This is a genomic window from Pseudomonas marincola (genome assembly GCF_900116605.1).
Taxonomy (GTDB): domain Bacteria; phylum Pseudomonadota; class Gammaproteobacteria; order Pseudomonadales; family Pseudomonadaceae; genus Aquipseudomonas; species Aquipseudomonas marincola.
This window is the reverse complement of record NZ_FPBC01000008.1, coordinates 13610-27166: the sequence shown is the minus strand read 5'-3', so window position 1 is coordinate 27166 and position 13557 is coordinate 13610. Positions and strand designations below refer to the sequence as shown.

Annotated in this window: 14 protein-coding genes; 1 reads left to right on the top strand and 13 read right to left on the bottom strand. The window is 58.6% G+C overall.

Annotated elements, in window-relative coordinates; genetic code table 11:
• Nucleotides 1-15: 15 nt before the first annotated feature.
• From BM395_RS13850 to BM395_RS13795, 12 genes are all read right to left on the bottom strand, one after another.
• On the bottom strand, nucleotides 16-888 hold the full coding sequence (locus BM395_RS13850; protein ID WP_090512775.1) for a MurR/RpiR family transcriptional regulator: 873 nt from the start codon (nucleotides 886-888) through the stop codon (nucleotides 16-18).
• 31 nt (nucleotides 889-919) lie between these two features.
• Nucleotides 920-2155 (bottom strand): cysteine desulfurase-like protein, encoded by a 1236-nt coding sequence (locus tag BM395_RS13845; protein WP_090512772.1) that lies wholly within the window; start codon nucleotides 2153-2155, stop codon nucleotides 920-922.
• Nucleotides 2156-2174: 19 nt separating this feature from the next.
• Complete coding sequence (locus BM395_RS13840; RefSeq protein WP_069900998.1) at nucleotides 2175-2909, bottom strand: amino acid ABC transporter ATP-binding protein; 735 nt, start codon at nucleotides 2907-2909, stop codon at nucleotides 2175-2177.
• The gene (locus BM395_RS13835; protein WP_069900996.1) at nucleotides 2906-3583 is read right to left on the bottom strand and encodes an amino acid ABC transporter permease; all 678 of its coding nucleotides are present in this window, start codon (nucleotides 3581-3583) and stop codon (nucleotides 2906-2908) included. Before BM395_RS13835 ends, BM395_RS13840 begins: the two co-directional genes overlap by 4 nt.
• 66 nt (nucleotides 3584-3649) lie before the next feature.
• Nucleotides 3650-4426: a transporter substrate-binding domain-containing protein gene (locus tag BM395_RS13830; RefSeq protein WP_090512769.1), complete on the bottom strand. Its 777-nt coding sequence runs from the start codon at nucleotides 4424-4426 to the stop codon at nucleotides 3650-3652.
• A 329-nt stretch (nucleotides 4427-4755) separates the two neighbouring features.
• Nucleotides 4756-5766 carry a zinc-dependent alcohol dehydrogenase family protein gene (locus tag BM395_RS13825; protein WP_090512768.1) on the bottom strand — a complete coding sequence of 337 codons (1011 nt, stop codon included), beginning with the start codon at nucleotides 5764-5766 and terminating at the stop codon, nucleotides 4756-4758.
• Nucleotides 5767-5844: 78 nt separating this feature from the next.
• Nucleotides 5845-6879 (bottom strand): NADP-dependent oxidoreductase, encoded by a 1035-nt coding sequence (locus BM395_RS13820; RefSeq protein ID WP_090512765.1) that lies wholly within the window; start codon nucleotides 6877-6879, stop codon nucleotides 5845-5847.
• Nucleotides 6880-7060: 181 nt separating this feature from the next.
• Nucleotides 7061-7645 (bottom strand): TetR/AcrR family transcriptional regulator, encoded by a 585-nt coding sequence (locus BM395_RS13815; protein WP_090513169.1) that lies wholly within the window; start codon nucleotides 7643-7645, stop codon nucleotides 7061-7063.
• Between the two features lie 82 nt (nucleotides 7646-7727).
• Nucleotides 7728-9137, bottom strand: coding sequence for a GntR family transcriptional regulator MpaR (mapR, locus tag BM395_RS13810; RefSeq protein WP_090512763.1), 1410 nt, complete (start codon nucleotides 9135-9137; stop codon nucleotides 7728-7730).
• A 66-nt stretch (nucleotides 9138-9203) separates the two neighbouring features.
• Nucleotides 9204-10619 (bottom strand): cytochrome c oxidase accessory protein CcoG, encoded by a 1416-nt coding sequence (ccoG, locus tag BM395_RS13805; protein ID WP_170860596.1) that lies wholly within the window; start codon nucleotides 10617-10619, stop codon nucleotides 9204-9206.
• A gap of 200 nt (nucleotides 10620-10819) precedes the next feature.
• The gene (locus BM395_RS13800) at nucleotides 10820-11221 is read right to left on the bottom strand and encodes a hypothetical protein (RefSeq protein ID WP_069900982.1); all 402 of its coding nucleotides are present in this window, start codon (nucleotides 11219-11221) and stop codon (nucleotides 10820-10822) included.
• Nucleotides 11222-11329: 108 nt separating this feature from the next.
• Entirely contained in the window at nucleotides 11330-12073 is a 744-nt protein-coding gene (locus BM395_RS13795) for a siderophore-interacting protein (protein WP_090513166.1), read from the bottom strand.
• A gap of 71 nt (nucleotides 12074-12144) precedes the next feature.
• Between BM395_RS13795 and BM395_RS13790 the strand changes: the two genes are divergently transcribed.
• On the top strand, nucleotides 12145-12585 hold the full coding sequence (locus tag BM395_RS13790; protein ID WP_197737969.1) for a MarR family winged helix-turn-helix transcriptional regulator: 441 nt from the start codon (nucleotides 12145-12147) through the stop codon (nucleotides 12583-12585).
• A 60-nt stretch (nucleotides 12586-12645) separates the two neighbouring features.
• Here BM395_RS13790 and BM395_RS13785 read toward each other — a convergent pair whose 3' ends face one another.
• The gene (locus BM395_RS13785) at nucleotides 12646-13503 is read right to left on the bottom strand and encodes an alpha/beta fold hydrolase (protein WP_090512757.1); all 858 of its coding nucleotides are present in this window, start codon (nucleotides 13501-13503) and stop codon (nucleotides 12646-12648) included.
• Nucleotides 13504-13557 lie beyond the last annotated feature (54 nt).

Here is a 13557-nt window from a genome sequence, read left to right as displayed (position 1 = left end):
AATAGGGTTAAGTTGTTAGCAGTCGATGTCTTCGAGGCGTTCATGGCTGAGCGAGCCGTTGATTTGCCATTCACGAAATGCCAGGCCCATGGCTAATGTTTGCGCCACGCAGAACGAGGCTGTCAGCGAGCGGAAGCCGAGCAGTTCAGCGTCACTTACGACAATCACGGTATCGGCCATCTGGCCAATGGGGCTCAGCACCGAGTCACTGATGACCACCAGCTTGACCCCGCGCTCGGTGGCCTGTCGGCACGCCTCAATGGTGTCCTGCGCGTAGGGCGGAAAGCTCACTGCAATCAGCAGGTCATCGGTGGCAATCGCACTGATTTGTTCGGGCAATGTGCCGCCAGCGCCACTGATGTGCACGGCGCGCCGGCCGACACGGCTGAGCGCGTAGCTGAGATAGGCCGCCACCGGAAACGCCCGGCGCAGGCCGATCACAAATGTGGTGCGGGCCGCTTGCAAGTGAGCAATCGCCGCTTCGATATTGGCCTGTTCGCCACCCTCGGCCAGGTGTTCGAGGGAGACGATATTGGCCTGGCTGAATTCACGCAGAATCCCGCCGACATCGCTGGGGTCTTCGAGCAGTTTTTCGCCGCCGTAGTGACGAATCCGCTCACTGTAATGGGTGTCTGCGGCCTGTTGCAGCGGCGCACGAAACAGCCTCTGCAAATCCTTGTAGCCGGCAAAACCCAGCGCCTGAGCCAGGCGAATGTAAGCCGATGGCGCAATATTCGATCGCTTGCCCAGCTCGGCCACTGTGGTCAATGCAACCTCATGCGGGTTGTCGATCAGGTAGCGCGCGGCATCGCGCAAGCGTTCTGTCAGTTGCTCTTGTTGAGCCGTGATGGCGTCACGCAACTGCGCCAGGTTTTCCGGTAAGGCCATAAGTCAGGCTCGTTCAGGTTGAGAGGTGCGCTTAGCGCAGTGAATCAATGGCTTGATCCAGCGCCATTATGAGTCGGTCAACCTCGTCGAGGGTGTTGTAATGTGCCAGCGATACGCGCACCACAGCGCCGTATTGGCTCAAGCCCAGCGCTTCGATCAGGCGGCGGGCATAAAAGTCACCAAAACGGATGCCGATGTTGTGCGCATCGACCTGACGCACGATGGCTTCGGACTGCATGCCCTCAACCACGAAACTGATGGTGGGCACGCGGTCTTGCGTGTCGGGCTTGCCGATGATGCGCACGCCCGGGCATTCGCGCAGAAAGCCCAGCAGACGTTTGGCGAGCAAATCTTCCTGCACTTCAAAGGCATCAAAGGCGGCTTGCATACGCTCGCGCTCGCTGCCGGTTGCGCCGATCTTGTCGGCGACATCGAGCAGATAGTCGGTAATACCGATGCAGCCGAACGACAGCTCATAGTTGACGTTGCCAGGTTGCAGTTTGTACGGCACAACATCCTGACCAATGAAGAAGTGGTTCAGGCTCGGAAGTTCCAGCAGCAATTCACGACGGCCCCAGAGCACGGCGAAGTGCGGGCCGAAGGTTTTGTAGAAGCTGTAAACGTAGTAATCAGCGCCGCTGGCTTGCACATCAACCAGGCGGTGCGGCGCGTAGGCAACCGCATCGACGCAAAGTTTGGCGCCGGCGGCGTGAACCAGCTTGGCAACTTCGGCCACTGGGTTGACCGAGCCGAGAATATTCGAGGTGTGGGTCATGGCCACATAACGGGTGTTGCTGTTGAGCAGTGCTTTCAGGTCGGTCAGTTCCAGCTCGCAGGTGTCGAGGCTGACTTCCCACACGCGCAAGGTCGCGCCGGTCGCTTCACACAGTTTGATCCACGGGCCGATGTTGGCTTCGTGGTCGCAGTTGGTGACGACAATTTCATCGCCTGCGCCCAAAGACGGCGCCAGTGCGCGGCAGAGAATCTGCAGCAGGTGGGTGGTTGAGCCGCCCATGATGACTTCTTCGGGGTGAGCGGCGTTGATCAGCTGCATCACCGAATGCCGCGCCTGCATAACGCGCGCGCCGGCATCCACCGAAGGCTGATACGAGGCACCCAATTGCACGCTGCTGTTGAGCAGATAGTCGCTTATACGCTCGGCAACTTGCTTGAGCACCATCGAGCCGCCGGCGTTATCCATGTAGGCGTAACCGCTGGCAAGGCCCGGAAATTGTGCGCGAACGTAGTCAATATCAAGAGCTTTCAAGGTGTTCTCCTGGCAGAAATCAATGATGCAAAATGGCTTGCAGGAACGCTTGGGTGCGAGGTTCCTGTGGCGCAGTAAAGAAAGGTTCCGGGGTGTTTTGTTCGACGATTTTCCCGCTTTCCATAAATATCACCCGGTCCGCAACGCGGCGGGCAAAGCCCATTTCGTGGGTAACCACGACCATGGTTACGCCGGAGCGGGCAAGGTTCTGCATGACATCCAACACCTCGCCGACCATTTCCGGGTCGAGCGCCGAGGTTGGCTCGTCGAACAGAATGGCGCGGGGTTCCATCGCCATGGTGCGGGCGATAGCTACGCGTTGTTGTTGGCCGCCAGAGAGCTGGCTGGGGTATTTATGTGCGTGATCACCCATGCCGACTTTAATCAGCAGTTCTTTGGCGCGGGCCTGTGCGTCGCGCTTGCTGAGCTTGCGCACCCGAATCGGGGCGAGGGCGACGTTGTCGAGTACGCTCAAGTGCGGGTACAGGTTGAAACCCTGAAATACCATGCCGACTTCGCTACGAATATCAGCCAGGTTCGGGCCGTGTTCGACGCGTTCGCCCGCGACCAGAATGTCGCCGCCTTGATAGTCTTCAAGCAGATTGATGCAACGGATCAGAGTCGATTTACCTGAGCCGGAAGGCCCAAGAATCACCACCACTTCGCCTTGCTCGACTTGCAGGTTGATATCGCTCAAGGCCTGGAAGTTGCCGTAGAACTTGTCGAGTTTTTTAATTTCGATCAGCGTGCTCATGCGGTCTTGCCTCCGGCTGCATTGCGTCGTTCAACCCAGCTGACCAACTGCACCAGTGGTAACAGCAACAGCAGGTACAAAATGGCCGCGCCTACCAGCGGCGTCGGGTTGGCGGCAAGCGCCTGGGCTTGCGTGGCTTGCTTGAGCAGATCAGGCATGGCCACAACCGAGGCCAGTGCGGTGTCTTTCATCACGTTGATGCAGTTGCTGGTCATCGGCGGCATGACGATGCGGATAGCCTGCGGCAGGATTACATCGCGCATGGTGTTGAAAAAGCTCATGCCTTGTGAGGCCGAGGCTTCAAACTGACCACGCGGAATGGCTTCAATGCCGGAGCGGAAAATTTCGGCGCTGTAGGCGCAGGAAACCAGTGACAGCGCAGCGGTGGCAGCGGCGAATGAAGACAACCGAATGCCGACGAAGGGCAGCGCGTAGTAAATCAGAACCAGCAACACCAGCAGCGGAATCGAACGCATGATGTCGATGTAAATCCGTGCCAGCGCCCGAATCGGGGCATACGAATACAGCCGCAGCAGGGCCAGCACCAAGCCGCCGGCAAGGCCGAGGATGATGCTGGTCACGCCGAGCAGAATGGTCACACCCAAGCCGCGCATCATCAGTGGAAGCGACTCGACGAGCACGTTCCAGTTAAAAAATGTTTGTAACAGATCCATTAGCAACCTCGATCAAGGCGAGCGGCGAACTTGCGTCCGCCGCTTTCAAACCGGTACGTGCGTGGCTTACTTGAGCACCGCAGTAACCTTCACAGTGCTTGAGTCTTTGTCCGCTTCGGCGCCAAACCACTGCTGGTGGAATTTGCCCATGGTGCCGTCTTCTTTCATCTTGGAGATGATGTCGTTGACCTCATCCGCCATTGCCCAGCCCTTGGCGTGCATCAGCGAGTAACGCTCGCCGGTAGGGATGCGCGCGACGACGCTGTATTGCGGCTTGTCTTTGATGTAGTACTGCAGCGCCGGAATGTCGCTGATGTAACCGTCGATGCGACCCGATGCCAGGTCGAGCATGGCCGGCGACAATCCTTCATAGCGCGAGACGTCGGCAAACTTGTATTCGCCTTTGTGCGTGCCTACCCACATGTCGCCGGTTGAGCCGGTGTCGACGCCGACTACCTTGCCGTTCATGTCATCCAGGCTTTTCACCTTGGAGGTAGAAAGGGCGGTCAGCGACTGGTCGCTGTCGTAGTACGGCTGTGCGAAGGCGACGGACTCAAGACGCTTGGGCGTGATGGTGATCGACGAGATGGCGATATCTACGCGGTTGGATTGCACGGCGCTGAACAGGCCGTTGAATGGGATATTGATGAACTCGACAGTCTTGCCCGCGCGCTTGGCAACCTCTTTGACCACATCGACTTCAAAGCCGACGATGTCGCCTTTCTTGTCCTGAAATTCCCACGGTACGTTGCCGACGTTTGCACCTACAGTCCAGTCTGCAGCCCAGGTAGGCAGCGCAATTGCGGCTGTCATGAACATTCCCAACATTACTTTTGCTTTCATGTTTGCTCCCCGTTCACTGTTTTTTTTAGGTGGTCACCGCAACGTTTGCGGGCGACTTGGGAACTGAGACTAGGGCAATGAATTAAATAATTCAAATAATAATTTTATTGAATATTTCGCTCCGTTAGAAGGCTTTGAACGTCCAAAATGGTGCATTCCTTCAGGCCCCGCAGCCGCGTGTTTACACGCAGTCAAACACATTGCTGCGCGCTGACGTGCGCCATCAAAGTGCGTGGGTAAACTGGAGAAACGCTGCCAGCGATGGGCAGATGTGCAAAGCCCGCGACTGTTGCAGCAGTCGCGGGCTTTGGGTAAAGCGTGTGCCGCGTTTAGATATCCAGACAGATCTTGCCGAAGTGCTGATTGGATTCCTGATAGCGGAACGCCTCGACAATTTCACTCAGTGGAAAGTGACGGTCGATAATCGGGTGCATGCCGTTGGCATTGATCGCCCGCACCATGGCTTGCTGCTGGGCGCGGCTGCCGACCAGCACACCTTGCAGGCGCAGTTGCTTGATCAGCGCAGGGACGAATGCCAGATTCCCGGTGACTCCGCCGAGAATGCCGATGACCGAGATTTGCCCGCCAACGCGGGCAGCCGCCATGGATTGCTCCAAAGTTGCCGGGCCGCCGACATCAATGACGTGGTTAACTCCATAGCCGCCTGTTAGCTTCAGCGCGGTTTCGCCCCACTTCGGGTCTTTGCGGTAGTTGATGACATGGTCGGCGCCAAGGTCGCTGAGGCGCTTGAGCTTTTCATCGCTGCTGGAGGTGGCGATAACCGTTGCGCCGGCCATCTTGGCGAACTGCAGGGCGAAAATCGAAACGCCACCAGTGCCCTGAATCAGCACAGTATCGCCCGGCTGCAAAGCGCCGTCGTCCATAAGTGAGCGCCAGGCGGTGAGGCCGGCAGTGGTGAGCGTGGCCGCTTCTGCGTGGCTCCAGCCGTTTGGCGCAAGGGTGAACGAATTGACGCTGGCAGTTACCTGCTCGCGGGCATAGCCGTCGATGCCATCGCCCGGCACCGTTGTGAATCCAAGCACGTGCGGCCTGCCGTCAACCCACTGGGGGAAGAAGGTGCTGACCACGTTGTCGCCCACTTTAAACTCATCGACGCCCGCGCCAACCGCAGTGACAACCCCCGCGCCATCGGCCATGGGAATGCGATCTTCGGTCGGGCCCCAAACGCCGCTGACAACGGCGAAGTCGTGGTAATTGAGCGAGTTGGCGTGCAGACGCACGCTGATTTCACCGGCTTGCGGGGCGTGTACTTCACTGTCGCGCTCAACAACTTTGTCGTAGCCGCCACCGGCTTCGACGTAAATGGTTTTATTGCTCATGATAATCCTTGATCAGGCAGGGCTGGCTGCGCAGGGCAGTCCAGCCGTGAGTGGGTGTGTCGCGTGCCAATGCGGGCTTTATTCCTCGCCGACCTGTACCACCAATTTGCCGAAGTTCTTGCCTTCGAGCAGACCGATAAAGGCTTGCGGGGCGTTTTCCAGTTCGCTGACACGGTCTTCCAGGAACTTGACCTTGCCTTCGCTGAGCCAGGTGCTCATGTCTTTGGCGAACTCGTCGTAGCGGTGAGCGTAGTCATCAAAAATGATGAAGCCCTGAACCTTCAGGCGCTTGGTCAGAATAGCCCGGGTCAGCTGGGGCAGACGGTCCGGGCCATTGGCCTGGGCGGTCAGGTTGTAATGGGAAATCAGGCCGCACACCGGCATCCGCGCGCTGGTATTGAGCAACGGCAACACCGCTTCAAACACCTTGCCGCCAACGTTTTCAAAGTAGACGTCGATGCCTTTCGGGCAGGCTGCTTTCAGCTGTTCGGCGAAGTCATCGCTGTAATGGTCGATACAGGCATCGAAACCGAGCACTTCAACGGCATGCCGACACTTCTTGGCGCCACCGGCAACACCCACCACGTGGCAACCTTTGATCTTGCCGATCTGGCCGACTGTTGCGCCCACCGGGCCAGTGGCTGCGGCGACTACCAAAGTCTCGCCAGCTTTTGGCTGGCCGATATCGAGCAGGCCCATGTAGGCAGTAAAGCCGGGCATGCCGAGTACACCCAAGGCGTAGGAAGGATTGCTTGGATTGCTGCCCAGCTTGTTCAGGCCGGTGCCGTCGGAGATTGCGTAATCCTGCCAGCCGTTGGCCGAAAGCACCCAGTCGCCTTCCTTGAAATCTGGATGGCGCGAGGTTGCAACGCGGGAAACGGTGCCGCCGCACATCGTCGCGTCGACTTCAACCGGCGCGGCGTAAGAGGGCGCATCACTCATGCGACCGCGCATGTACGGGTCGAGCGACATGTACACCGTGCGCAATAAAACTTCACCGTCTTTCGGCTCAGGGATTGGGTTCTGCTCAAGGCGGAAGTCGCTGGGTTTCGGTGCGCCGTGTGGACGTGAAGCGAGAACGATTTGACGGTTAACGGTCTGGTTCTGGTTCATGCGGGCAGTCCTCTAATGAGTGATAAAAACTGACATTCAAGGTGTATTGAACCCAATAAAGCCTCGATGTTCAGTGTGACAATTAAACCGGGCCAGCCGGTTATGCAGCGATATAACTGTATGAAATAGACTGGTCGTCTAGTTCATGGGTGTAGCAAAACACGCGCAGCGAAGGCTACGATCAGGTCATTAACATTTGGCGTGTGGTGAGCATGGCATGCTCAAGATATACCGGTGTGCGCTGAATCTTGGTCAGCAAGCTTGCGCCCAGCCAGAGCGAATACAAAGCAGCCGCCGTTTGCTGCGGATCGGCCTGATTCATCGAACCATCCGCGTTGCCCGTCTCGATGCATTCGGTGATGCAAGCCACCACGCGGGCGGTGCCATCGCGTAATGCCAGGCGCATCGGCTCGGACAAATCAGCCACCTCGGCGCTTAGCTTGACCACCAGGCAACGCTGCTCGCCGGTGCCAGCGCTGTAACTGTCGAACCACCTCTGCCAGTAGCCCATCAGGCGTTCAGGCACAGGCTGTTCGGTAAGAGCAAAGCGGCCGCTCAATTCCTCAAGGTAGCGCTTGAAGTAGTCCTCCAGCAGCGCCTGACCGAATTGCTCTTTGGATTTGAAATAGTGATAGAACGAACCTTTCGGTACACCCGCTTCCTGCAGCAGCTCATTGAGCCCCACGCCGGAAAAACCTTTAGCCGCCATGACCCGGTGACCGGTGTCGAGAATGTGCTGGCGAGTGTCGTCTGTGGCTGTCTTCATGTGGTGCATGCTAAACCCGATTAGACCAGTCGTCTAGCTCCAATCTGCTCAACACGTTCCTGCGGTCATGCGCCGTGGCTATTCAAAACCTGCGAATCAGCCCGCCGAGCGTAGCCATGGCCGCCTCACATTGCGGGCTCCACGGGTGGCCGTAGTTGAGGCGGATGAAGTTGCCAAAGCCGCGGCTGGCGGAAAATATCGGCCCCGGTGCGAGGCTAATGCCTTCGTTCAGCGCTTGCTGGAACAGTTGCAGGGAGTCGACTTGCTTGGGCAGTTCGAACCATAAAAAGTAACCGCCGGTAGGTCGGGTTACCCGGCAGCCCGGTGGAAAGTGCCGCGCAGCTGAGGCGAGCATCGAGGCTTGCTGGGTTTCCAAAGCGTGGCGCAATTTGCGCAGGTGACGATCAAAACCGCCATGTTGCAGGTAGTCGGCAATTGCAGCCTGTGCAGGCACCGAAGGAGAGATGGTGGTCATCAGCTTGAGCCGGCGAATCTGCTCAGCAAAGCGCCCACCCGCTACCCAGCCGACCCGATAACCGGGAGCCAGGCATTTGGAGTACGAGCCGCAATGCATGACCAGCCCGTCGCGGTCATAGCTTTTGAGGGGCTTGGGCGGATTGGCGCCAAAGTACAGTTCGGCGTAAACATCGTCTTCAATCAGCGGCACCTGATGGCGCTGAATCAATGTGTAGACGGCGGCCTTTTTGGCCTCGTTCATGCTCGCGCCCAGCGGGTTTTGCAGGCTGCTCATGAACCAGCAGGCTTTGATCGGCAATTCATCCAGGCGCTGGCTGAGGATGTCGATGTCGATGCCCTCACGCGGGTGCACGGGAATTTCAACTGCCTTGAGTTTGAGCCGTTCGAGCACTTGCAGGGTGGCGTAAAACGCCGGGCTTTCGATGGCCACCAGATCGCCTGGCTGGGTGACGCATTGCAGGCACAGGTTCAGCGCTTCGAGTGCGCCGGTGGTAATCACCAACTGTTCGCGTTGCAGTGCGACGCCGCTGCCGCCGTATCGCAGGGCGATCTGCCGGAGCAGGTTGGGGTTGCCTTCGGTCATGTCGGCGATGACTTCATTTGGCGCCATGTCGCGCAAGGTGTGCGCCATTGAGCGGGCGAGTCGCGGCAGCGGGAATAGGCTCGGGCAGGGAAACGCCGAACCAAAAGGTACGGTGTCAGGATTTTTCAGAGAACCCAGCACCGAGAAAACCAACTCGCTGACATCGACCTCGGTGCTGGTGGCAGCGGTCGCGCTGATGTCTGGTTCTGCGAGGGGGTGCTGGGCGAGTTCGCGAACGAAATAGCCGGAGCGGGCACGGGCGATAATCAGGCCCCGGCTTTCCAGCAAGTAATACGCTTGAAAAACCGTGGAGGCGCTGATGCCGTAAGTGCGACTGGCGTGACGCACCGAGGGCACTTTTTCACCTGCGGCGAGTACGCCGGTTCTGATCAGCTCGGCAATTTCGTCGGCAAATTTCTCGTAGCGTTTCATGCGGTCCTGTAAGTTCAGCGCAGTCGGTAACGACACTTTACTGACCGCGCCTGAACATGCGAACACTTACCGGTTCAGAGGCGCAACAAATGCGCTCTTGGCACGCACGTGGCTGGCAGTATCGTCGCTGTCGCTGACCGCAAAGTAGATCGGCACTGAGCTGCGTTCAGGCTTATCGGCCAGCATGACCACGCTAACGGGCACATCAAGAATTTCACCCGGCTCAAGGCTTACTTGTTGTTGGCCGTTGAGCGCGAAGTCCGGCGAGTCGACCAAGGCAATTGCATAGTCGCGGGCTTGCTGGGTTTTGTTGATGACCTTGAGTACATAAATGTTCTCGATCTGGCCCTGACTGTTCTCGCGGAACAAGCCGCGATCCTTGTGCACGTCCAGCGCAATCAGATCACGCTGCTCAAGGCCCCAGGCAAATGCGCCGAACATGACCAGCAAGGTGGCGGCATAGGCCACGAGGCGAGGGCGCAAGAAGCGAGTCTGGCCACCGGCCAATGCGCGTTCGGAGGTGTAGCGGATCAGGCCGCGGGCATAGCCCATTTTATCCATCACGCTGTCGCAGGCATCAATGCACGCGCCGCAACTGATGCAGTCGAGTTGCAGGCCATCGCGGATGTCGATGCCGGTCGGGCACACCTGTACGCACACGGTGCAATCAATGCAGTCGCCGAGCCCTGCGGCTTTTGCATTGATTTCTTTTTTACGCGCGCCACGGTTTTCGCCGCGCCTGGCATCGTAGGTCACGAGCAAGGTGTCGCTGTCGAACATCACGCTCTGAAACCGCGAATAGGGGCACATGTCGCGGCAGACCTTTTCCCGCAGCCAACCGGCATTCAAGTAGGTGGCGGCGGTGAACAGAAACAGCCAGACACTTTCGCTGGTGCCCAGGTTGAAGCTGATGAGGTCGTGACTGAGCGCGCGTATCGGCGTGAAATAGCCGACGAATGCCAGCGCGGTCAGCAGGCTGACGCCAAGCCATAAGCCATGTTTGCTGGTGCGGCGCAGCAGTTTATTAATTGACCAGGGCGCGTTATCGAGCTTGATCCGCTGATGGCGCTCGCCTTCGGTGAAGTGCTCGATGCGCATGAACACCCAGGTCCAGACGCTTTGCGGGCAGGTGTAGCCGCACCACACGCGCCCGGCGAATACGGTGATGAAGAACAGGCCGAACGCCGCGATGATCAGGATGGCCGAGAGCAGCACGAAGTCTTGCGGCCAGAAGGTGGCACCGAAAATATGGAATTGGCTTTTGCCCAGATCCCAAAGCACGGCTTGGCGACCGTTCCAGTTGAGCCAGGCCGTGCCGAAGTACAGCACGAACAAGGCCCCGGCTCCGTAAAGACGCAGCGAGCGATAGAGCCCGGTGAAACTGCGGGTGTGAATTGCGCCTCCCGCCATCGCCGGCGTCTGGCGCACTGGGCTGGAGGAAGTTGCGGGTTCGATAAGTGTTGCGGGGATGCGCTCGCTCACGTCATGAGCCTCGTCTGGTTTTATCAGGCGAGCGCATGATCAGGTTGCGAGGTGTTTTAGAACAGGCTCAGTTTTTTGTAAAAAAAGCATATCAGCCTGACGCGTTGTCGCACCCCGGCTGTGTTTGGCGCGCAATCAAGCGGCACATGACCGGCGCTGGTGGTTATCGAGGATGCAGTTTCAGGTGGGCGCGCACTGCGCTACGCGTCGCGCAGCAAGTCGTGGGAATCCAGCAAGCGGTAGGCAATTTCCGGGCGCTGTTCCAGTGCGCGGCGAATGGCGGCGGGGATGGCCTGACGGGTTTTACGGCACAGGCCGATTTGCTCGGCGATGTCGATGACGATACCGCGCATGCTGCGCACCTCGTTAAAACCCGGCGCGATGGACACCCGGATGCCAAGTTGCTGGTACATGCGTCGTTGCATGTGTTCCAGGTCTTCCAGGCTACTGACTGACTCGAGCCGTTCGAGCAGGCGTTTCTCTTCGCTGCGGGTGAGCAGCAATATCCGTGTATCGCCGCCCGGGATTTCCACAAGCTGCTCGCGCTCGCAATTGCAAGCGCCGGGCGGGCAGGGTTGGCGGGTGGCGATGGACGAGTTCATGGCTTGATCATAGCGGTTTGTCAGGCCGTTTTAGAAGCCATCAAGCTACAGGTGCTTGCCGAGTGTTGCGGGTTGCGTGGCTGACAGGTAATCAGCCACGTTCAGGATTTACTCGGGCTGGCTGAGCTCTTCATGGAAGTCGCTCGCCCCGTGACGCCAGTAAGCGGCCACGCGCATGGCTTGCTTGGAGTGACCTTTGTCGTCGGCCAGAATCTTGCGCACCTTGGCCATGCTCGAGGCTTCACCCGCGCCCCAGGCGAAACCGTCGCCTTCGGGTAATTGCAAAGCGACTACCGCATCGATCAGCTCATCGGCGTTCTGTACCCACTGCACCTGCACATTGGCCTGTGCGGCAAATTTGCGTTGGTCCGCTGCATCAGCAACCTGGGCGATAACGATGGCGTGGCTGTTTACCGGCAGCTCTTCGAGGCGACGGCTGACGGCTGGCAGGCCGGTTTCATCGCTGATGAACAAATGCCAGGCGTAATCCATCGGCACAATCATCGAGCCGCGCGGGCCACCGATAATGGCGTTGTCGCCGACCTTGGCATTGCGCGCCCATTCCGACACCTGGCCGTCGCCATGCAGGGCAAATTCGACGGTGAGTTCATTGGACACGGAGTCGAAGTGACGCGGTGTGTAGTCGCGGCGCACGGTTTCGCCATCGGCGTCGGCGAACATGAATTTGATGTGATCATCAAAGCCCAGCGAGGTGAAATCCTGCAGAGCCTCGCCGGCAAATGTCAGGCTGACAAAGCCTGAACCAATCGCATTGATACGCGTAACCTGGACATCGCGACGGCGTAATTCGTGGCGTACGCGTTGCACGCGGCGCTCTTGGGTAGTTGCCATGGTTGTACCTCGGTGGGTTAAGTTGATAATATCAACAATCATAATTTCACATGGTTGATAAAGTCAACAGTATGAGCAGCGATATTGCCAATCAGGTTTTTGAGTCCATCCACTCGCTGATGCATTTGTATCGGGCGCAGCAATACCGCTCCCTGCGCGACGGGCCCTTCGAGCTGACGCACATGGAGTTCAAGGTGTTGGCTTTCTTTGCCCGTCATCCGGGCTCAACCCAGAGTGATCTGGTGGCCCACAGCGGGCGCGATAAAGCCCAGCTGGCGCGGCTGATGCAGGGCTTGAAGAGCAAGGGCTTTGTGCAGGGCTGCGCTGATCAGACCGACCGACGCAGTATTCGCATGGAGTTGACCGCGACCGGCCATGAGGTGTTCAACACCGTCGAGGAGCAAGGTCGCCACGTGTCGAACAGCGCGGTCAAAGGTTTGACCGACGCCGAGTGCCAGCAACTTAATGAATTGCTGGCGCGGGTGCGGGCCAATATCGAAAACGCCAACTGAGTTCGAGAGCTGCGCGGGATCTACGCAGCGCCCGCGCCGCCAGTTGCCAGAGCGGGCGGGTTATTTGGCTTTGAGAAACTCCAGCACCGAGTCCGCAATGATTTGCGGTTGCTCCGCTATCAGCGCATGCCCGGCGTTATTGACCCGCTGCAGGGTTATCCGGTCGCCGAACTCTTGCTTGAGCAGTTCACCGTTTTCCGGCGTGGCGATCTTGTCCTGCTCGCCCTGAATCACCAGAACCTTGGCTTTGCCTGCGCCCCACCAGTCTTCTGTAGGCTGCGCCTTGGCGGCAGTGATTTGCATTTTGGCGACTTTGGCGTGCCAGCCATCGCGCCAGACCTCGGGGTCATTGCCGGGTGCAAAGAAGGCGTAATTAACTGCGTCCATGTGTTGCTCGGGTGACAGCTTGAGGTTGAAAGACGCCATCAGCGCGGCTTCAGCACCTGGCTGCATTGGCGCTTTGCCGCCGGCTGCGAGCATGACCACTCGTTTGATCTTCTCTGGATGGCGGGTTGCCAGCAAACTGCTGACACGCTGGCCGAACGCGTGGCCAATCACGATCAGCTCCTTGGCATCGGCAGGCACGGTGGCCAGTGCATCACCCGCCAGATCATCCAGCGTCAACGCTTGCATCGGGCCGGAACTTCCACCAATACCGCGTGGTTCCGGGCGAATTGTGCTGTAGCCGGCATCAACCAGCACCTGGGCCAGGTGATCATAATCACTGGCCGGGCGGCCTAGCGATGCAATCATCAACACCGGCGGGCCCGCACCATCGACCTTGTACTCGATGGTGGCCTCGCCGTGTTTGACCGTTTGGCTGGCAGCCACTGCACTGGCAGCCACTGCGCTCGTGGCGCTAACAACATAGCTGGCGGCCAGCAGCGCCAGACTGATAAGTGATTTACAACTGCGCATGGGGAGTTTCCCTGAATGCTTGTTCGGGTGATTCGGCCACGTGGGTGGCCAAGA

Coding starts and splice junctions, on each gene's coding strand:
- BM395_RS13850 (WP_090512775.1), bottom strand. CDS start 888: ATGGCCTTACCGGAAAACCTGGCGCAGTTGCGTGACGCCATCACGGCT.
- BM395_RS13840 (WP_069900998.1), bottom strand. CDS start 2,909: ATGAGCACGCTGATCGAAATTAAAAAACTCGACAAGTTCTACGGCAAC.
- BM395_RS13835 (WP_069900996.1), bottom strand. CDS start 3,583: ATGGATCTGTTACAAACATTTTTTAACTGGAACGTGCTCGTCGAGTCG.
- BM395_RS13830 (WP_090512769.1), bottom strand. CDS start 4,426: ATGAAAGCAAAAGTAATGTTGGGAATGTTCATGACAGCCGCAATTGCG.
- BM395_RS13825 (WP_090512768.1), bottom strand. CDS start 5,766: ATGAGCAATAAAACCATTTACGTCGAAGCCGGTGGCGGCTACGACAAA.
- BM395_RS13820 (WP_090512765.1), bottom strand. CDS start 6,879: ATGAACCAGAACCAGACCGTTAACCGTCAAATCGTTCTCGCTTCACGT.
- BM395_RS13815 (WP_090513169.1), bottom strand. CDS start 7,645: ATGAAGACAGCCACAGACGACACTCGCCAGCACATTCTCGACACCGGT.
- mapR (WP_090512763.1), bottom strand. CDS start 9,137: ATGAAACGCTACGAGAAATTTGCCGACGAAATTGCCGAGCTGATCAGA.
- BM395_RS13800 (WP_069900982.1), bottom strand. CDS start 11,221: ATGAACTCGTCCATCGCCACCCGCCAACCCTGCCCGCCCGGCGCTTGC.
- BM395_RS13795 (WP_090513166.1), bottom strand. CDS start 12,073: ATGGCAACTACCCAAGAGCGCCGCGTGCAACGCGTACGCCACGAATTA.
- BM395_RS13790 (WP_197737969.1), top strand. CDS start 12,145: ATGAGCAGCGATATTGCCAATCAGGTTTTTGAGTCCATCCACTCGCTG.
- BM395_RS13785 (WP_090512757.1), bottom strand. CDS start 13,503: ATGCGCAGTTGTAAATCACTTATCAGTCTGGCGCTGCTGGCCGCCAGC.